The 18,047-nt window shown below is 73.0% G+C and carries 16 protein-coding genes; 12 read left to right on the top strand and 4 right to left on the bottom strand.

The window, feature by feature from the left end; genetic code table 11:
• Positions 1-28: 28 nt before the first annotated feature.
• Positions 29-994, top strand: coding sequence for an ATP-binding cassette domain-containing protein (locus tag ACSUPV_RS32470; RefSeq protein ID WP_051649432.1), 966 nt, complete (start codon positions 29-31; stop codon positions 992-994).
• Positions 991-1,773, top strand: a complete 783-nt coding sequence (locus ACSUPV_RS32465; RefSeq protein ID WP_031116538.1) for an ABC transporter permease — start codon at positions 991-993, stop codon at positions 1,771-1,773. The genes ACSUPV_RS32470 and ACSUPV_RS32465 overlap by 4 nt, the downstream gene beginning before the upstream one ends.
• 181 nt (positions 1,774-1,954) lie before the next feature.
• On the opposite strand, the gene ACSUPV_RS32460 is transcribed toward ACSUPV_RS32465, so the two are convergent.
• From ACSUPV_RS32460 to ACSUPV_RS32450, 3 genes are all read right to left on the bottom strand, one after another.
• Positions 1,955-2,221: a hypothetical protein gene (locus tag ACSUPV_RS32460; protein WP_031116539.1), complete on the bottom strand. Its 267-nt coding sequence runs from the start codon at positions 2,219-2,221 to the stop codon at positions 1,955-1,957.
• 126 nt (positions 2,222-2,347) lie between these two features.
• Positions 2,348-3,166: an anti-sigma factor gene (locus ACSUPV_RS32455; protein WP_031116540.1), complete on the bottom strand. Its 819-nt coding sequence runs from the start codon at positions 3,164-3,166 to the stop codon at positions 2,348-2,350.
• Entirely contained in the window at positions 3,163-3,705 is a 543-nt protein-coding gene (locus ACSUPV_RS32450; RefSeq protein WP_031116541.1) for a sigma-70 family RNA polymerase sigma factor, read from the bottom strand. Before ACSUPV_RS32450 ends, ACSUPV_RS32455 begins: the two co-directional genes overlap by 4 nt.
• Before the next feature lie 227 nt (positions 3,706-3,932).
• On the opposite strand from ACSUPV_RS32450, the gene ACSUPV_RS32445 reads away from it, so the two are divergent.
• The 4 genes from ACSUPV_RS32445 to ACSUPV_RS32430 all read left to right on the top strand — a co-directional run bounded on the left by ACSUPV_RS32445 (position 3,933) and on the right by ACSUPV_RS32430 (position 10,954).
• Positions 3,933-5,465, top strand: coding sequence for a DUF4331 domain-containing protein (locus ACSUPV_RS32445; protein ID WP_031116542.1), 1,533 nt, complete (start codon positions 3,933-3,935; stop codon positions 5,463-5,465).
• Between the two features lie 101 nt (positions 5,466-5,566).
• Positions 5,567-7,615 carry a tetratricopeptide repeat protein gene (locus ACSUPV_RS32440; RefSeq protein WP_436949066.1) on the top strand — a complete coding sequence of 683 codons (2,049 nt, stop codon included), beginning with the start codon at positions 5,567-5,569 and terminating at the stop codon, positions 7,613-7,615.
• Complete coding sequence (locus tag ACSUPV_RS32435) at positions 7,612-9,237, top strand: nickel transporter (protein ID WP_436949065.1); 1,626 nt, start codon at positions 7,612-7,614, stop codon at positions 9,235-9,237. Before ACSUPV_RS32440 ends, ACSUPV_RS32435 begins: the two co-directional genes overlap by 4 nt.
• Positions 9,238-9,316: 79 nt before the next feature.
• Complete coding sequence (locus ACSUPV_RS32430; protein WP_436949064.1) at positions 9,317-10,954, top strand: serine/threonine-protein kinase; 1,638 nt, start codon at positions 9,317-9,319, stop codon at positions 10,952-10,954.
• Positions 10,955-10,958: 4 nt separating this feature from the next.
• Here the strand turns inward: ACSUPV_RS32430 and ACSUPV_RS32425 are convergent, their stop codons facing one another.
• Positions 10,959-11,765, bottom strand: a complete 807-nt coding sequence (locus tag ACSUPV_RS32425; protein ID WP_037770187.1) for an SGNH/GDSL hydrolase family protein — start codon at positions 11,763-11,765, stop codon at positions 10,959-10,961.
• A 336-nt stretch (positions 11,766-12,101) separates the two neighbouring features.
• On the opposite strand from ACSUPV_RS32425, the gene ACSUPV_RS32420 reads away from it, so the two are divergent.
• The 6 genes from ACSUPV_RS32420 (at position 12,102) to ACSUPV_RS32395 (ending at position 18,046) form a co-directional block, all read left to right on the top strand.
• Entirely contained in the window at positions 12,102-13,307 is a 1,206-nt protein-coding gene (locus ACSUPV_RS32420; protein WP_031116548.1) for a S8 family peptidase, read from the top strand.
• A 473-nt stretch (positions 13,308-13,780) separates the two neighbouring features.
• The gene (locus ACSUPV_RS32415; protein ID WP_031116549.1) at positions 13,781-14,602 is read left to right on the top strand and encodes a glycosyltransferase family 2 protein; all 822 of its coding nucleotides are present in this window, start codon (positions 13,781-13,783) and stop codon (positions 14,600-14,602) included.
• Entirely contained in the window at positions 14,599-15,588 is a 990-nt protein-coding gene (locus ACSUPV_RS32410; RefSeq protein WP_436949063.1) for a glycosyltransferase family 2 protein, read from the top strand. Before ACSUPV_RS32415 ends, ACSUPV_RS32410 begins: the two co-directional genes overlap by 4 nt.
• On the top strand, positions 15,581-16,381 hold the full coding sequence (locus ACSUPV_RS32405) for a polysaccharide deacetylase family protein (protein WP_436949062.1): 801 nt from the start codon (positions 15,581-15,583) through the stop codon (positions 16,379-16,381). Before ACSUPV_RS32410 ends, ACSUPV_RS32405 begins: the two co-directional genes overlap by 8 nt.
• 74 nt (positions 16,382-16,455) lie before the next feature.
• Complete coding sequence (locus ACSUPV_RS32400) at positions 16,456-17,550, top strand: DUF5925 domain-containing protein (protein WP_031116551.1); 1,095 nt, start codon at positions 16,456-16,458, stop codon at positions 17,548-17,550.
• Between the two features lie 100 nt (positions 17,551-17,650).
• Positions 17,651-18,046, top strand: coding sequence for a hypothetical protein (locus ACSUPV_RS32395; protein ID WP_436949061.1), 396 nt, complete (start codon positions 17,651-17,653; stop codon positions 18,044-18,046).
• Position 18,047: the final 1 nt, after the last annotated feature.

The raw sequence follows: 18,047 nt of genomic DNA, 5'->3' as shown, positions 1-18,047 counted from the left end.
AGCGTACGTAGTGCGCTATGGTCCTGCCATGACGACTTCTACGTACGCTGTACTTAGTGAAGGTCTCGAAAAGCGGTTCGGGGAGGTCCACGCCCTGCGCGGGCTGGACCTGGCGGTCGCCGCGGGGACGGTGTGCGGGGTCCTCGGGCCGAACGGGGCGGGCAAGACCACGGCCGTGCGGCTGCTGACCACGCTGCTGCGACCGGACGCGGGCTCCGCCCGGGTCGCCGGGCACGATCTCGTCCGCGAGGCAGCCGCCGTGCGGAGCCGGATCGGCGTCACCGGGCAGGACACCTCGATCGACGGGGACCTCACCGGCCGCCAGAACCTCCGGCTGTTCGGCCGGCTGCACCGGGTGCGCGGTCCGGCCGACCGGACCGCCGAGCTCCTCGACCGCTTCGGGCTGACGGAGGCCGCCGACCGGCCCGCCTCCACCTACTCCGGCGGCATGCGCCGCCGCCTGGACCTCGCGGCGAGCCTGATCCGCCGCCCCGAGGTGCTGTTCCTGGACGAGCCGACGACCGGACTCGACCCGGTCAGCCGCACTCTCGTCTGGGACGTGGTGCGCGGCCTGGCCGCCGAGGGCACGACCGTGCTGCTCACCACGCAGTACCTGGAGGAGGCCGACCGGCTCGCCGACGACATCGCCCTGGTGGACCGGGGCCGGGTCGCGCACACCGGGTCGCCGGCCCGGCTCAAGGCGTTGGTCGGCGCGCACGCCGAGGTCGTCGTACCGGACGCGGATGTGCTCACGAAGGCGGCGGCCGTCCTCGACCGGCTCACGGGCGGGCAGCCGTCGTTCGACCGCGAGCGCAACGCCGTCGGCGTGGTCAGCAAGGACCCGACGCTCACCCTGCCGCTGCTGGTGCGCGCCCTGGACACGGCGGGCGTGCCGCTGCTCGACGCGAGCCTGCGGCCCCCGACGCTCGACGACGTGTTCCTGCGCCTCACCGAGACCGGCACCACCGACACCGTGAAGGAGCGTGCCGCATGAGCATGCTGGCGTACGACGGGACCGCGATGCTGGGCCGCCAGCTGCTGCGGATACGTAACAACCCGGGCCTGCTGATCCTCACCCAGACGATGCCGATCAGCATGCTGCTGTTCTTCGGCTACGTCTTCGGCAGCGCGCTGGCGATGCCGGGTGAGGCCTACCGGTCGTTCCTCGTGCCGGGCCTGCTGGTGGCGACCGCCGCGGGCGGGATCATGACCGGCATGTTCCAGGCCGCCCAGGACACGCACCGGGGCGTGGCGGACCGCTTCCGTACGCTGCCGATGAGCCGGGCGGCCGTACCGCTCGGGCAGGCCGCCGCGGACGTGGTGGTCACGGCGGCCGGGACCGTGCCGTTCGTGCTGGTGGGGCTCGCGGTGGGCTGGCGGGTCGAGGGCGGCCCGCTGCAAGCGGTCGCGGCCTTCGGGCTGTTGCTGCTGTTCCGCTTCGCGTGCACCTGGGCCGGGATCTACCTCGGCCTGCTCACCCGCGACGAGGAGGCGGCCGGTCAGCTCGGCGGGGCCACCTTCCTGCTGCCGCTGCTGTCCAGCGCGTACATCCCGACGAGCGGGCTGCCGGGGTGGCTGCGGACGGTCGCCGAGTGGAATCCGATCAGCGCGGTGACGACGGCTCTGCGGGACCTCTTCGGCAACGCGCCGGTGCCGGACGGGGCGGCCTGGCCGGTGGCCCACCCCGTCGCGGGGTCGCTGCTGTGGTGCGCCGTGCTGCTCGGGGTGTTCGTGCCGCTGGCCGTGCGCCAGTACGCGCACGGGGAGCGGTGACGGGGCGGTTCGGGCGTCGAGGCCGCGCGGAGCCCCCGGTCACTGCCGGGCGGGGATGAGGCACCGACAGGGGGCGTACCGCGCTCGGGAACACACCTGGCGCCGCTGCGTGCCGCGGGGATGACGGACGACGAGTGCGCAGCGTGCGCCGGGGGCGGTGCGACCGCCCGAGCGCGGGCCCCTACTTGCCGCCGAACAGCGAACGGCGCAGGCGGCGCAGCGGTGCGAAGAGCGAGACGCGGCGTACGCGCGCGCCCCTGCCGCTGCGGTCGTGCGGCTGACGCGCGGTCAGTTCGCGCATCAGCGAGGTCGCCTCGACCGTCTCCCGCTGCGGGACGGCAGGGCCCGCCAGCACCGAGAGATGGCGGTCGAGGCGCGAACTGGTCGCGCTGCTCCCGCAGGTGATCGCAGGGACCCTGGCCCTGCTGCGCACTGTTATCTGTTCCATGTCACTCCCCACCCGTACGAGTCCACCCGGCCCGGGCAGGTTAACCCTATCGCCCCGTCCGGGCACACGTGTATCGCGGTCACAGGATTCACCTTCCCCATAAGGGGGTTGACGATGTATCTCCGATCACTCTCCGAATCCGACAGATTTCAGGGCGAGTTGGACGATCGGCTGGGTAGTGGGCTGCGGCGATCCGCCCGCGGGCTCGACGGTCACGGCCAGTGACGTCGCGGAGGTGCCGAGACCGGTCGCGACCAGCGGCGTGTCGCCCTCGAAGAGGCCCAGGGAGCGTGGTTGCGCGCCCGGGCGCATGAGCCACAACTGGTGCACGCGGCCGCCGGACGGGTCGCCGTACCCGCCGAGGGTGACCACCGCGCTCCCCTCCGTGGCGGAAGCGATCACTCCGATGGTGCGGCCCCGCCCGTCCCGTCCACTGCTCGCGCGGGCGTCCGGAGCGGCCAGAACGTGGGCGATCTCACGCGACCGGTCGCGCTCGGCGGTCAGTTCGTCCTGGGTGCGGTTCGCCTGCACGGCGAACAGGGAGGCGACCACGAGGGCCGCGGCGGCGGTGGCCGTGGCGAAGGGCACGAACAGCGGGATCCGGCGCCGCTCCCGCTGTCGCGGCGGCGGCTGGGTGCCCCACACGTGCGGCGGCAGCTGCGTCGCACGCGCGCGTGCCGGTGCCCGGGCGGTGTCCTGGGGCGCGGGGTCCTGCGGGGTCGTCCGTACGGCGGCCATGACCCGGTCGCGCAGGGCGGCCGGGGCCGGGGTGGCGGCCGACCAGGCGAGCCGGACGGCGTCCTCGGACAGGGCGCGCACCTCGGCGGCGCAGCGGTCGCAGCCCTTCAGATGCTTCTCGAAGCGGACCCGCTCGGGGGGTTCGAGGGCGTCGAGCGCGTAGGGCGCGGCGAGCGAGTGGAGGTCTTCGCGGCGGAAGAGACTCATGCCACGCCTCCCAGGCACTCGCGCATCCGGGTCAGCCCGTCGCGCATCCGCGTCTTGACGGTACCCAGCGGCAGGGAGAGCCGCTCGGCCACCTCACGGTACGTGTAGCCCTCGTAGTAGGCGAGCGTGACGGACTGGCGCTGCAGGACCGTGAGCCGGTCCAGGCAGCGGCGCACCAACTCGCGCTCCAGACCGGCCTCGACCTCCTCGGTGACGTGGTCGAAGGCCGGCTGGTTGGCGCGCAGTGCCTCGCGCTGCTCGCGCTCCCCGGCCGCGCGGGCGCTGCGTACCCGGTCGACGGCACGGCGGTGGGCGAGGGTGAGGATCCAGGACATCGCGCTGCCGCGCCCCGGGTCGAACTTCGCGGCGGACCGCCACAGTTCGAGCAGCACCTCCTGAGCCACCTCCTCCGACTGGGCGGGGTCGCGCACCACACGCCGTACGAGCCCGAACACCGGGCCCGACACCAGTCCGTACAAATCCTCGAACGCCTTCTGGTTCCCGCTCGCCACGAGCAGCAGCAGTTCGTCCGCCTCCACTCGGTCCCCCTCTCCGAGGCCGCACCGGGCCTGTCCCCTCACTCGAGGCATTCGCAACGCACACACCTCCGGATGGGGTTACGGATCAGCGCCCGGAAAACGCGGGTCCCCCGGTGATGAAACAACTTTTCAGATGCTCCGTAAGAACGTTTGAGATTCGACCAATCCACTCTGCCGACCGCTCCGAATGGCGTGTGTCAGGCAAGTTGACACGGAGGACGGACGGCATGACACCTAACCCCAGGACCCGTGCGGGACGCAGGAGCATCGCGACCGCGGTGTGTGGCGCGCTGGCCGCAGGCGGGCTCACGGCCGCCGGTGTGACCGCGCTGGCACCTGAGGAGGCCTCCGCCTCCAGTCACCGGGAGGCCCCGTTGATCTCGGGGACCCCGCAGTACGACAACACGGACGTGTACGCGTTCGTCAGCCCGGACAAGCCGGACACGACGACCATCGTGGCGAACTGGATCCCGATGGAGGAGCCGGCCGGCGGGCCCAACTTCTTCACGTTCGCCGAGGACGCCCAGTACGACCTGCGCATCGACAGCAACGGCGACGCGCAGGAAGACCTGCTGTTCCGGTACACGTTCAAGACGCACACGAAGAACGACAAGACGTTCCTCTACAACACGGGTCCCGTCGAGAGCCTCGACGACCCCGACCTCAACATCACGCAGACGTACGACCTGGAACTGATCAAGCTGCGTGATCTCAAGGCCGTGTCGAAGACCAAGGTCGCCGACGATGTGCCGGTGGCGCCGTCGAACGTCGGCAAGGCGTCGATGCCGGACTACAACACCCTGCGCAAGCAGGCGATCCACAAGCTCGCCGGGGGCGCCCAGACCTTCGCCGGGCAGGCCGACGACCCGTTCTTCCTGGACCTGCGCGTCTTCGACCTGCTGTACGGCGGGAACCTCTCCGAGGTCGGCAACGACACGCTCAAGGGCTACAACGTCAACACGATCGCCCTGCAGGTCCCCAACAGCTTCCTGACCGAGTCGCACGAGCAGCCGGTCATCGGCGTCTGGTCGACGACGCAGCGCAAGAACGCCCAGGGCTACTTCGCGCAGGTCTCGCGCCTCGGCAACCCGCTGGTCAACGAGGTCGTCAACCCGCTGAAGGACAAGGACAAGTTCAACGCGTCCGCGCCTCGGGACGACGCCCAGTTCCTGAAGAACGTCACCAACCCGGAGCTGCCCAAGCTCATCGAGGCGATCTACAAGATCCCGGCGCCGGACGAGCCGCGCAACGACCTGGTCGACGTCTTCCTCAAGGGCGTCAAGGACCTCAACCAGCCGCCGCACGTCACGCCGTCGGAGCAGCTGCGGCTCAACACCTCGATCAAGCCGGCCGCGAAGCCCAAGCGGCTCGGTGTCCTCGACGGGGACAACGCGGGCTTCCCGAACGGCCGCCGTCTCACCGACGACGTGATCGACGCCTCGCTCCAGGTCGTCGAGGGTGAGCTGCTGGGTGCGAAGAACGACCTGGGCGACGCGGTCGACAAGAACGACAAGGAATTCGAGAAGTCGTTCCCGTACGTCGCCCTGCCGACGGAAGGGTCGCGCGGCCCGCTCGCCAAGGGCGTGGACGGGGGCAACGACGTCCGCAGCCAGCTGGGCGACGCGCTCCAGCCGGCGAACGCGCAGGGCTCGGACGACATGCGGCTGATCGCCGCGTCCGCCGGCGCCGGAGCGGGCGGCATCGTTCTGATCGGCGCGGCCCTGATGTGGTGGCGCCGCATGCGGAACCGGGCGTACTGACCCGTTCCGCTCCCTCTGCCGGCGCGGCCCGTTCCCACCATCCCCCACGGCACGGGCCGCGCCTCACCTCCCGCACCAGCACACCCGACCGAGGAGAGGTCATGCCTCCGCGTACGACCGACAGCACACCGGAGAGGCGCGACGACCGCCCGCGGTCGACGGACCCGGAGCCCGAGACCGACGGACCGCGGTCCGCGGGACGGGCCGGGGGCCCGGCCGCCGAGGCGGGGGCGCAGCGGGCCGGTGACGCCCAGGGCGGGACGGCCACCGCCGAAGCGGAGACGGACCCGGCCGAGGCACGGACCGACCCGGGCACCGAACGACGGCCCGAACCGAACCCACCGGGCGAAACGGCCCCCCGCACCGCCTCCGACACCGGACGACGGCCCGACCCCTGTGCACCCGCCGGTCCGGGCACCCGCCATCCCGCCGCGGGCGACTCCGGCAAGGGAAACGAGCCGCACCCCCACGGCTCGGCCGACGCCGACAACCCGGCCGACGCCCGGGACTCCGCCGACGCCGACGACCCTGCTGACGCCGACGGCCCCGTTGACGCCCACCACGCCGCCGTCGCCCACGACTCCGCCGACGCCCAGGGCTTCTCTGACGCCGACGACCCTGCTGACGCCCACGGCCCCTCCGACGCCCACGGCTCCGCCGACGCCCAGGGCCTCTCTGACACCGACGACCCCGCTGACGCCCCAGCCCTCGCCGATGCCCACCACCCCGCCGACACCCACCACCCCGCCGCTGCCGACGGCGTCGCCCGGCGCGTGGCCACCATGCGGCGGGCCGCCGACGGGGCGCGGCGTTGGCGCGCGGCTCATCTGGCCGGGTGTGCCGCGCTGCTGGCGGTGGCGCTGACCGGCGGGGCCGTCGCCTTCGGGGGTGTGGGGGACGGCGGTGCGGGCGTCGGTGCCCAGGCCGTGTCCGCCGCCGGGGCGCTGTCGCCCGGCGATCTCGCCCGGGGTGATCTCGCCGCCGGGATCGCGTCCCTCCAGCGGCACCTGCGGGCCCAGCCGCGGGATCACGGCAGTTGGGCCACCCTCGGGGTCGCCTACGTCGAGCAGGCCCGTACGAACGGCGACCCCTCGCGCTACCCGCAGGCCGAGCGCGCGCTGCGGCGGTCCCTCGACCTGAAGCCCGGCAACGACCAGGCCCTCGCCGGCCGCGCTGCCCTGGCCGCCGCCCGGCACGACTTCCCGGGCGCCCTGGAGTACGCCGACCGGGCCCTGGAGCAGAACCCCTACAACGAACGCGCCCTGTGCACCCGTATCGACGCCCTCGTCGAACTCGGCCGGTACGACGACGCCGCCGAGGCCGCCGACACGGCGGACGACCGGCGCCCCGGCGTGCCCGTCTTCACGCGGTACGCGTACGTGCGCGAGCTGCGCGGCGACGTCCGCACGGCGCGGGATGTGCTGGAGCGCGCGCTGAGCGCCGCCCACGCGCCCGCAGACATCGCGTACGTCGCCACGGCCCTCGGCCAACTCGCCTGGAACCAGGGCGACTACCCCACGGCCCTCGACCACTACGCCCGCGCCCTCGCCGCCGACGACGACTACCTCCCCGCGCTGGAGGGCCGCGCCCGCGCCCAGGCCGCGAACGGCGACCGGGCGGCGGCGGTCAAGGGGCTGGAGCGGGTCGTCGCCCGCTTCCCGCTGCCCGGCCCGCTCGTCGCGCTCGGCGAGCTGTACGAGGACCGCGGCGCCGACGGCGACCGGGCGAAGGCCGACGACCAGTACGCCCTGGTGGACGCCTGGACGTCCCTCGCCCGCGCGGGCGGGGTCAACGCCGACCTGGACGCGGCGATGGCCGCCGCCGACCACGGCGACAGGAAGGCGGCCCTGCGCGCCGCCCGCGCCGAGTGGGACCGCCGGCAGAGCGTGCACACCGCCGACGCCCTCGCCTGGGCGCTGCACGTCAACGGCCGCGACGAGGAAGCCCTGCCGTACGCGCGCCGGGCCACGGCCACCGGCTACCGCAACGCCGCCTTCCTCTACCACCGCGGCATCATCGAGCGCGCGGCCGGCGACGAGCGCGCCGCCCGCGACCATCTGAAGGCCGCGCTGGACCTGAACCCCGGCTTCTCGCCCCTCGGCGCGCGCGAGGCCCGTACCGCACTCGAGGACCTGGAGGGGAACCGGTGATCCTGCGCCGGCTGTTCGCGTCCGGCGCCGCCGTCCTCACGGCCGCCTGCGCGCTCACCCTGCTGCCCGCCGCCACGGCGAGCGCCCACCCGCTGGGCAACTTCACCGTCAACCGCTACGACGGCCTGGTGGCCGCCCCCGGCGAACTCCGCGTCCACCACGTCGAGGACCTCGCCGAGATCCCGGCGACCCAGGCGAAACCGGAGATCGAGCGGCTGGGCATGACGATGTGGGCCCGCGAGCGGTGCGCCGCGGCCGCCCAGGACAGCCGGGTCACCGTCGACGGCCGGGCCGCCCGCCTCACCGCCGAGCGCAGCCACGCGCGCGTGCGGCCCGGGCAAGCGGGGCTGGACACCCTCCGCGTGGAGTGCGAGCTGACCGCTCCCCTCCCGTCCGGCGGGTCGGACCGGGAGAGCCTGTCCCTCGGCTTCCGTGGCGCGGGCGCCTCCTCCGGCCCGGGCTGGCGGGAGATCACGGCGCGGGGCGACCGTATGACGCTCAGCGCCTCGGACGTGCCGGAGAAGTCGATATCGGCCGAACTGACCACGTACCCCGAGGAGTTGCTGTCCTCCCCCGCCGACACGGCGTCCGCCGCGCTGCGGGTGCGGCCCGGCGGCCCGGCCCTGGCCGAGGAGGGGTCGGACGCCCCCGCCGCCTCGGTGCTGCCGCGCGGCGCCGACCGCTGGACGCGGGCCCTGGACGAGCTGGTCGCCCGGCACGACCTCACGGCCGGTTTCGCCGCGCTGGCCCTCCTCATCGCCGTCGTCCTGGGCGCGATGCACGCGCTCGCCCCGGGGCACGGCAAGACCATCATGGCCGCGACGGCGGCGGCCCGGGGTGGCCAGGCCCGGATGAAGGACGTCCTGCCCATGGCCGCCTCGGTGACGGTCACCCACACGCTGGGCGTGGTCGCCCTCGGCCTGCTGGTCACGGCCGGGTCGGCGGCGGCGCCCTCGGTGATCGCCTGGCTCGGCGTCGCCAGCGGGATCCTGGTGACCCTGGCGGGCGCGAGCCTGCTCCGCCGCGCCCTGCGCAATCGCACGCACCCCCACCGGCACGGCCACGGCGGCCACAGCCATGACCACGACCACCCTCACGATCACGCGCACGACCACCATCACGACCACGACCACGACCACGACCACGGGCATGATCACGACCATGCGCACGGTCACGATCACGACCACACCCACCCGCACGACCGCAGCCACCCCCACTCCCACCCCCACACCATCGAGCACACTCATGGCGGGTTCACCCATTCCCACCCCGTCGCCCCCACCCTGCGCGGCACGATCCTCATGGGCTTCGCGGGCGGGCTCGTGCCCAGCCCGTCCGCCGTGGTGGTGCTCGTCGGAGCCGCGGCCCTGGGGCAGGCCTGGTTCGGGCTGCTGCTCGTCGTCGCGTACGGCGTCGGGCTGGCGCTCACCCTCACGGCCGCCGGGTACGCCGTCGTCAGGGCGGGCAGCGGCATGACCCGGCTGCTGGACCGGCGCCCCCGGTGGACGGCCGGACCGCTGGCGACCCTGGTGCGCCGCACCGCCCCGCTCGGCTCGGCCTTCGCCGTCGTCGTCCTCGGCGCCGGACTCGTGTTCAAGGGGGCGGCATCCGCACTGGGCTGAGTTACGTTCGTGAGGAAATCCGACGTCCTGGGGAAAACAGACCTCATGGAGATTCCGCCCGGCTGCGAATGGGGGCGCCGTGTCCGAAGAACCGGGCCATGAGCGGGTGATCGCGGGCCGCTACCGGCTCCTGGCACCGCTCGGCGAGGGCGGCATGGGGACGGTGTGGCGCGCCCGCGACGAGGTGCTGCACCGCGAGGTCGCCGTCAAGGAGGTGCGCGCCCCGGCCGGGCTGGAGGGCGACGACGTGCGGCGGATGTACGCCCGGCTGGAGCGCGAGGCGTGGGCCGCGGCCCGGGTCGCCAACCGGAACGTGGTCACGGTCTACGACGTGGCGACGGACGGCGGCCGGCCGTGGATCGTCATGGAGCTGGTCCGTGGCCTCTCCCTGGCCGAGGTCCTGGACGCGGAGGGCCCGATGGCGCCGCAGCGGGCCGCGCACATCGGCGCCGAGGTGCTGGCCGCGCTGCGGGCGGCGCACGAGGCCGGAGTGCTGCACCGGGATGTGAAGCCGGCCAACGTGCTGATCGCGAACGACGGCCGGATCGTGCTCACCGACTTCGGGATCGCCATGGTCGAGGGCAGCTCCGCGCTGACCATGACCGGGGAGGTCATCGGCTCGCCCGAGTTCCTCGCCCCGGAGCGGGCACTCGGCCGCACGCCCGGCCCCGAGTCCGACCTCTGGTCGCTCGGGGTGCTGCTCTACGCGGCGGTGGAGGGCCATTCCCCGTTCCGTCACGACACCCCGCTGAGCACCCTGCGCGCGATCGTCGACGAGGAGCTGCCGCCGCCGTACCGGGCCGGTCCGCTCACCCCCGTCATCGAGGGACTGCTGCGCAAGGACCCCGAGCAGCGGCTGCCGGCCGAGCGGGCCGAGCAGGACCTGCGGGTCATCGCCGCGGGCGGCTTTCCGCACGCGGACACCGTGCGGGCCGTTCCGTACCCGCCGACCGTGGCGGCTCACCCCGAGCCCTCTCCGACGCCCCCGATGCCGTTCCCGGGCGGGCCGGCGGCGTCCGGGTCGGGGGCGACGACGACGGCCACCGGTCGGGACCGTGACCGCCGGGCCGGCCGGGTGCTGGTCGCGGGCGTGGTCGCGCTGGCGCTGGCGGTGGGCGGGCTGACGTACGCGCTGCTGAACAACGGCGACGGCGACGGGAACGGCGACCGCGGTGCCGGGGTGGGAACGCCCACCGAGACGAAGAGCGCGCCGCCGAACACCGGGAGCGGGAAGTCGAGCCCCTCCCCGACGCCGAGCGAGAGCGAGAGCGAGGAGAGCAGTCCGCCGCCGCAGTCGGTGCGGGTCGGCCTGGACGGCACGCGCACGGACTACTCGGGGCCGTGCCCGCCGGCGAACGAGCGGGCGCCGAGGTTCACGGCCACGTTCACGGTGGGGCGGCTGCCGGCCGAGGTGCGCTACCGCTGGGTGACGCAGGACGGCACGGTGCTCGACGGGGGCTGGAAGACGCTGTCGTTCCCGGAGGGCGGCGGCCGGACGAAGCAGGACGCGGTGACCGTGACGACGGACGCGGAGAGCGGGACGTTCGAGAACGAGATCGGCGTCGAGGTGCGGGAGCCGGTGCGTACGACGTCCGGGTCGGTGCCGTTCTCGATCGCCTGTGAGACGGAGACCCCGACGGACGGGGCCTCCCCTTCTCCTTCGGGCACCGGTTCGGACGGGGGTTCGGACACGGAGTCGGACACGGACTCCGGCTGAGCGGTCAGTCGTTGGCGTTGAGCACGGGCAGGTAGCCGCCCGACTGGCCGGGTGCCTTCGGGTGGTAGGACTCGCCGATGTTGAGCCAGTTGACGCTGTGCAGCCAGGAGTCGCCGGAGCAGATCTCGTGGCCGGTGAAGGTGCCGCGTACGTCGCCGAAGGTGAAACCGTGGTCGGCGGCGCGCTTGCCGATGGCGGTGTTGAGGTGGTCGGAGGCGTCGTTGATGGCCTTGCGCTTGGTCTCGGAGAGGCCGAGGCAGGTGGTGCCGAGCTTGTAGAAGCGGGGGTAGCCGAGCACGACGACGCGGGCGTTGGGCGCCTTGGAGCGGATCGCCGAGTACACGCTGTCGAGCTTGCCGGGCAGGGTGGAGTCGACGTACGCGCGGGCGGTGTTGATGCGGGAGACGCAGGCGCTGTCGGACTGGGTCACACAGGTCGTCATGACGTCGGCGAACCCGGCATCGTTGCCTCCGACGCTGACGGAGACGAGGGCGGTGGCGGCGCTGAGCGGGGCGAGCTGTCCGGAGAGAACATCACCCGTTCGGGCGCCGGAGCAGGCCGTGAAGTCGAAGGTCGAGGGTGAGTGGGCGGCGGCCCAGAGGTAGGGGTAGGCCTTCGTGCTGCGCTTGCAGTCGCCGCTGGAGCTGATGTAGCTGCCGGCGCCCACTCCGGAGGAGTAGGAGTCACCGAGCGCCACATAGCCGCCAGTTGCGACGATCGAGGACGCCTGCGCCGTGGCTGCCCCGGTGAGGGCGGTGCCGGCGGCGAGGAGGAGCGAGCTCACGAGGACGACAAGTCGGGAACGTCTCATGGAACCTCCCTTTAGCAGGATCTCTGCCATAACCGTCGTAGCAGCTACGCGTGTTGACAGGAAGTGTCCATGCCAAGTCTTTTCAGCCCTTTTCACGGCATGTGGCGCGTTCACCACACCTCTCGTCACGTATCCGCCCGCACTTGTTACGTGCCCATGACAGATTTGTTGACGACCGCTCAACTCTCTTGTTCTACGCCGGTAGATGGTCGACGCTTTACTCCGGCCGCGAGCGGAACGCGACGCTCCCGGTCCGTGTGCGCGAGCACGCGCACACCCCCCACATGACGCGCGCCCCACCCAGGCGCGCGCCGCCTAGAGGAGGACTCCCTCGTAATGGCACAACTGCGTAGCAAGAGACTCGGATTCGCCGCCGTCACCCTGTCGGCGACCGCCGCCCTCGTGGGCGGGCTCACCGCCCTCCCCGCCCAGGCCGCCCCCGCCGAGGGCCGGGTGCTCGCCGCCGACTCCCCGGCCGCCGTCAAGGACAGCTACATCGTCACGCTCAAGAAGAGCGCGGGCCTGAAGGCGTCCTCGGCAGCGGGCAAGAACCTCGTGAAGGAGTACGGCGGCACGGTCGAGAAGACGTTCGGCAAGGCGCTGAACGGCTACTCCGCCGAACTCTCCGCCGCCGAGGCCAGGCGCCTCGCCGCCGACCCGGCGGTGGCCTCGGTCGAGCAGAACCAGCGCGTCCAGCTCTCCGCGACCCAGACCAACGCCCCCTGGGGCCTGGACCGCGTCGACCAGGCCTCGCTCCCGCTCTCCGGCACCTACACCTACCCGGACAGCGCGGGCAGTGGTGTGACGGTCTATGTGATCGACACCGGTGTGCGCATCACCCACCAGCAGATCAGCGGTCGTGCCGCGCACGGCTACGACGCCGTCGACGGCGACACCAACGCCTCCGACGGCAACGGCCACGGCACCCATGTGGCCACCACCATCGCGGGCTCGACCTACGGCGTCGCCAAGAAGGCGAAGATCGTGGGTGTGCGGGTGCTGAACAACAGCGGCTCCGGCACCACGGCGGGCGTGATCGCGGGCGTCGACTGGGTGACGCGCAACCACTCGGGCCCCTCGGTCGCCAACATGTCGCTCGGCGGCGGCGCCTCCACCGCCCTGGACACGGCGGTCCGCAACTCCATAGCCAGCGGCGTCACCTACGCCGTCGCCGCGGGCAACAGCAGCACCACCGCCTCCTCGTCCTCCCCGGCCCGGGTCGCCGAGGCGATCACCGTCGGCGCCACCACCAGCACCGACGCCAAGGCGAGCTACTCCAACTACGGCTCGGCCCTGGACATCTTCGCGCCCGGCTCCTCCATCACGGCCGGCTGGCACACCAGCGACACCGCCACCAACACCATCTCCGGCACCTCGATGGCGACCCCGCACGTCGCGGGCGCCGCGGCGGTCTACCTGGCGGGCCACACCTCCTCCACCCCGGCCCAGGTCGCCTCGGCCCTGGTCGGCGGCGCGGTCACCGGCAAGGTCACGAGCGCGGGTTCGGGTTCGCCGAACCGGCTGCTGCAGCTCGTCCCGTAAGCACGAACATCTGAACGACCGTTCCCCGGCAGGCCTGACGCGCCTGCCGGGGAACGGCCGTTCATGCGACGGGAACCTTTCCACTTGCGCCCCACAACACACGTCACGCAACGACCAAACCAACAAAAACGTGAGCGGCCGTTCCAGGTCTTGCCATACGGGTTCAATCGTCAATACCGTCATACATCTCACCCGCATCGGTCCGTCAGTACGCGGCTCTAGGGGAGGGCTCAAGGACCGCGACGTACCGGCGCGGGGCGCGGTAGGGGGGTGCCGTGCTCGGTGACCGCAACTGTCTCCGGGCCGTGCCGCGCGGTCGGCTGCCGTTTTCCGGGGGTCGGCCAGCTTTGCCAGCTCACCCGGCGTGCCGAAGGTCCATCTCGGCGTGCCCCGGGTGAGAACCCCCCTTTCGAACCGGACTGGATCCGGACTGCCCTGGGGGGGCGGTCCACCGGACGAGAGGGCCCCGACTCATGAGCTCAGTTCTGCAGCCGGCCGTGACGGACGAGCATCCGCCGACCGCAGCGAAGTACCGGCCCGTCTCCTCTCACCTGGCGATAGCGCCGCCGGTGAGCGTGGTCATCCCGGCCATGAACGAGGCGGAGAACCTTCCGTACGTCTTCAAGACCCTGCCCGACTGGATCCACGAGGTGGTCCTGGTCGACGGCAACTCCACCGACGACACCGTCCGGGTGGCCCGCGAGCTGTGGCCCGAGGTCAAGGTCGTCGAGCAGCGCGGCAAGGGCAAGGGCGACGCCCTGATCACCGGCTTCCAGGCCTGCACCGGCGACATCATCGTGATGGTCGACGCCGACGGCTCGGCCGACGGCAACGAGATCGTGTCGTACGTCTCCGCCCTGGTCTCCGGCGCGGACTTCGCCAAGGGCTCCCGCTTCGCCAACGGCGGCGGCACCGACGACATGACCTTCATCCGCAAGCTCGGCAACTGGGCGCTGTGCACGGTCGTCAACCGCAAGTTCGGCGCCCGCTACACCGACCTGTGCTACGGCTACAACGCCTTCTGGCGGCACTGCCTCGACAAGATCGAGCTGGACTGCACCGGCTTCGAGGTCGAGACGCTGATGAACATCCGCGTCGTCAAGGCCGGCCTCAAGGTGCAGGAGATCCCGAGCCACGAGTACCTGCGCATCCACGGCACCAGCAATCTGCGGGCCGTGCGCGACGGGCTGCGCGTGCTGAAGGTGATCCTCCAGGAGCGCTCCAACCGCCGGGCTCTGCGCCGCCGTTCGGCACCGTCCCCGATGCTCGACGCCGTCCGGGGAGAGGTGCGTTGAGCGGTCCCGGCATCTCCGTCGTGATCTGCGCGTACACCGAGGACCGCTGGGAGGACATCCTCGCGGCGGTCTCCTCGGTGCGGGCGCAGTCCCGGCCGGCCCTGGAGACGCTGCTGGTCGTCGACCACAACCAGACCCTCCTGGACCGGCTCGGCAAGGAGTACAAGGAAGCCGACGACGTGCGGGTGCTCGCCAACGCGGGCCCCCGCGGCCTGTCCGCCGGCCGCAACACCGGCATCGCCGCCGCGCGCGGCGAGGTAGTGGCGTTCCTCGACGACGACGCCGTGGCGGAGCGCGACTGGCTGCGGCACTTCGCCGAGGCGTACGAGGACCCGCGCGTGCTGGCGGTCGGCGGGCGCACGGTGCCGGTCTGGGCGTCGGGGCGGCGACCGGCCTGGTTCCCGGAGGAGTTCGACTGGGTGGTGGGCTGCACCTACCGGGGCCTGCCGCCCGGCCGGGTCCGGGTGCGCAACGTGCTCGGTGGCAACGCCTCGTTCCGCCGCAGCGCCTTCGACGCGGCGGGCGGCTTCGCCACCGGCATCGGCCGGGACGGCGACAAACGCCCGCTGGGCTGCGAGGAGACGGAACTGTGCATCCGCCTCAGCCGCGCCCGGCCCGACGCGGTGCTGCTGATCGACGACCGCGCGGTGATCCACCACCGGGTGCCCGAGGTCCGCGAGCACTTCCGTTACTTCCGCACGCGCGCGTACGCCGAGGGCCTGTCCAAGGCCCTGGTGGCCCGGAGTGTGGGCGCCGAGAAGGGCCTGGAGTCCGAGCGCCGGTACGCGACCCGGGTGCTGCCGGCCGGGGTGGCGCGAGGCCTTCGGGACGCGCTGCTGGCCCGGCCGGGGGGCGCGGGGCGGGCCGGCGCGATCGTGGCCGGGGTGCTGACGGCGGCGGGCGGGTACGTCGTCGGCAGCGTCCGGGCCCGCCGGGGCGGCACCACCTTCCGGGTGCCCGCGGTCGAGGAGGCGGCCCGTGAGTGACGAACGCGTACCGATCCTGATGTACCACGCGGTCGCGACCCACCCGAACGAGGCGACCCGCGCGCTGTCCGTGACCCCGGAGGCGTTCGCCGAGCAGATGGCGGTGCTCGCGGACCGGGGCCTGACCCCGCTCACCACGGCCGACCTCGCGGCCCGCTGGCGCTCCGGCCGCCCGCTGCCCGACCGGCCGGTCCTCATCACCTTCGACGACGGCTACGAGGGCGTGCACCGGCACGCCCTGCCCGCCCTCGCCAAGCACGGCTTCCCGGCCACCCTGTTCGTCTCGACCGGGTGGCTGCGGGGGCCGTACGACACCGGGGGCGGCCTGGACACCATGCTCGACTGGGACCAGGTCCGCGAACTGGCGGCGGCGGGCGTCGAGATCGGCGGGCACAGCCACAGCCACCCGCAACTCGACCAGGTCTCCCACGCCACCCTGCGGTTCGAGCTGATCCACTGCAAGGAGATCGTCACCGACCAACTGGGCGCCGTACCGGCCTCGTTCGCCTACCCGTACGGCTACTCCAACCGCCGGGTCCGGCAGACGGTGCGCGAGACGGGGTACACCCAGGCCCTCGCCGTGGGCAACGGCCTCGCGCGCCGCGCGCAGGGGCCGTACGCCCTGCGGCGCGTGACGGTGCGCCGCGGCACGGGCATCGACGAGTTCGAGCGGGTGATCGAGGGCCGCGCGATCGCCCGTACGTTCGCCAAGGACCGCGCCCTGACCAAGGGGTACGCCGTGGTCCGCGGGGCACGCCGGGCGGGCCGGCTGGTGTCCCGCCCCGGCGGCTGAACCGCACCCGGGAACACGCCGCGTGCACCGGGAAACGGGGTGCACGCGGCGCCCTCGTGCCGGATCATGGCGGCATGTCTGGGAACCCGCACGAGACGCTGCCGATCCGGCTCACCGTCGACGACTCCGACTCCCCGTCCGACGTCGTCGACGCGCTGTTCCTCGGCCGCTTCGCGACGGGCGAGCAGCCGTACTCCCACGCGGCGAACATCGACCGCGTCCGGTCCGGGGCGACGCTGATGCCGCCCGGCGCCCGCGTGCTGCGCGTCGCCCGGGACGACGACCGCAGCGCCACCCTCGCGGAGGGCGACGGCTGGACGCTGCTGATCTCCCGCTGGAACCGGGGCGCCGACGTGACGGTGACGGCGACCAGCGCGGAGCTGGCGGAGAAGGTCCTCGACCAGGCCACGGACGGCGCGGCGGACGAGCCCGAACCGCAGCCGGAGAACGTCACGATGGGCTTCTGGTACGTCTCCCCGCGCCGCGGCCCGCACCGCACGACCCGCCAGATCGCGGCGGGCACCTGGGACGAGGTGCGGCCCAACTACACGGCGCCGGTGGCGGACGCCATGGACCGGCTGATGAAGACGACCCCCGAGGACATCGCGGGCCGTCTCCTGCTGCTGCACGGCCCGCCCGGCACCGGCAAGACGTCGGCGCTGCGGACCCTGGCCCGCTCCTGGCGCGACTGGTGCCAGGTGGACTGTGTCCTGGACCCCGAGCGGCTCTTCTCCGACGTCGGCTACCTCATGGACATCGCCATCGGCGAGGAGGACGCGGCGGGCAAGGGCCGCTGGCGGCTGCTGCTCCTGGAGGACTGCGACGAGCTGATCCGCGGGGAGGCCAAGCACACGGCGGGCCAGGCGCTGTCGCGGCTGCTGAACCTGACCGACGGGCTGCTCGGCCAGGGCCGCAACGTCCTCGTCGGCGTCACAACCAACGAGGACCTGGAGCGCCTGCACCCGGCCGTGGTCCGCCCCGGCCGCTGCCTCGCCCGCATCGAGGTGGGTCCGCTGACCCGCCGGGAGGCGGTGGGCTGGCTCGGCACGGAGGAAGGCATCGGCCGCGAGGGCGCCACCCTGGCCGAGCTGTACGCGCTGCGCCGGGGCACGTCCCCGACGGCCCTGCCGGAGCCGCGTGAGGGTGCGGACGCAGGGTTGTACCTGTAGCCCGGTCCCGCACAACCGCCTCTCACCTCCCCATTACCCGGGTGTGCCAAGGTGGGCGCGGCGGCGGCACCACGCTGCGCCGGGACGAAGGAGGGCTCTGATGGCACACACGGCACCCACCGTGTTCGGCGAACCCGCCCACCGCCTCGCGCGGTGGGTCCTGCCCGTCGCCCTCGGTGTCGTCTACGGCAACTGGGTGGCGGTGAACCGGCGTCACGGCGGTCCCATCACCGGGCCGGACGTGGCATGGGGCGTGTGGAGCGCGCTCGCCTTCGCGGCCGTCTGCGTCGCCGTGGTCCAGGTGACCCGGCGTCTGCGGCGGGAGCTGCACGCCCTGCACTCCCTGCTCCGGGCCGTCTTCGCCGGGGCCGCGCTGGGCTTCCTCTACAGCCAGACCGGCGACGACCTCCGCCCGGTGGTCATCACGTCGGTGCTGGTCACGGCGGCCGTCTTCCTGCTGCTGCTCTACCGCTTCCACACGCGCGCCGACGCGTAGC

Origin of the sequence: Streptomyces sp. SudanB52_2052 (assembly GCF_964272415.1) — a bacterium.
In the GTDB taxonomy this organism is placed as follows: Bacteria; Actinomycetota; Actinomycetes; order Streptomycetales; family Streptomycetaceae; genus Streptomyces; species Streptomyces olindensis.
Note: the sequence above shows the minus strand (reverse complement) of the source record. Positions and strands in the feature narration are given on the sequence as shown.

Coding starts and splice junctions, on each gene's coding strand:
- ACSUPV_RS32470 (WP_051649432.1), top strand. CDS start 29: ATGACGACTTCTACGTACGCTGTACTTAGTGAAGGTCTCGAAAAGCGG.
- ACSUPV_RS32465 (WP_031116538.1), top strand. CDS start 991: ATGAGCATGCTGGCGTACGACGGGACCGCGATGCTGGGCCGCCAGCTG.
- ACSUPV_RS32460 (WP_031116539.1), bottom strand. CDS start 2,221: ATGGAACAGATAACAGTGCGCAGCAGGGCCAGGGTCCCTGCGATCACC.
- ACSUPV_RS32455 (WP_031116540.1), bottom strand. CDS start 3,166: ATGAGTCTCTTCCGCCGCGAAGACCTCCACTCGCTCGCCGCGCCCTAC.
- ACSUPV_RS32445 (WP_031116542.1), top strand. CDS start 3,933: ATGACACCTAACCCCAGGACCCGTGCGGGACGCAGGAGCATCGCGACC.
- ACSUPV_RS32440 (WP_436949066.1), top strand. CDS start 5,567: ATGCCTCCGCGTACGACCGACAGCACACCGGAGAGGCGCGACGACCGC.
- ACSUPV_RS32425 (WP_037770187.1), bottom strand. CDS start 11,765: ATGAGACGTTCCCGACTTGTCGTCCTCGTGAGCTCGCTCCTCCTCGCC.
- ACSUPV_RS32420 (WP_031116548.1), top strand. CDS start 12,102: ATGGCACAACTGCGTAGCAAGAGACTCGGATTCGCCGCCGTCACCCTG.
- ACSUPV_RS32415 (WP_031116549.1), top strand. CDS start 13,781: ATGAGCTCAGTTCTGCAGCCGGCCGTGACGGACGAGCATCCGCCGACC.
- ACSUPV_RS32400 (WP_031116551.1), top strand. CDS start 16,456: ATGTCTGGGAACCCGCACGAGACGCTGCCGATCCGGCTCACCGTCGAC.
- ACSUPV_RS32395 (WP_436949061.1), top strand. CDS start 17,651: ATGGCACACACGGCACCCACCGTGTTCGGCGAACCCGCCCACCGCCTC.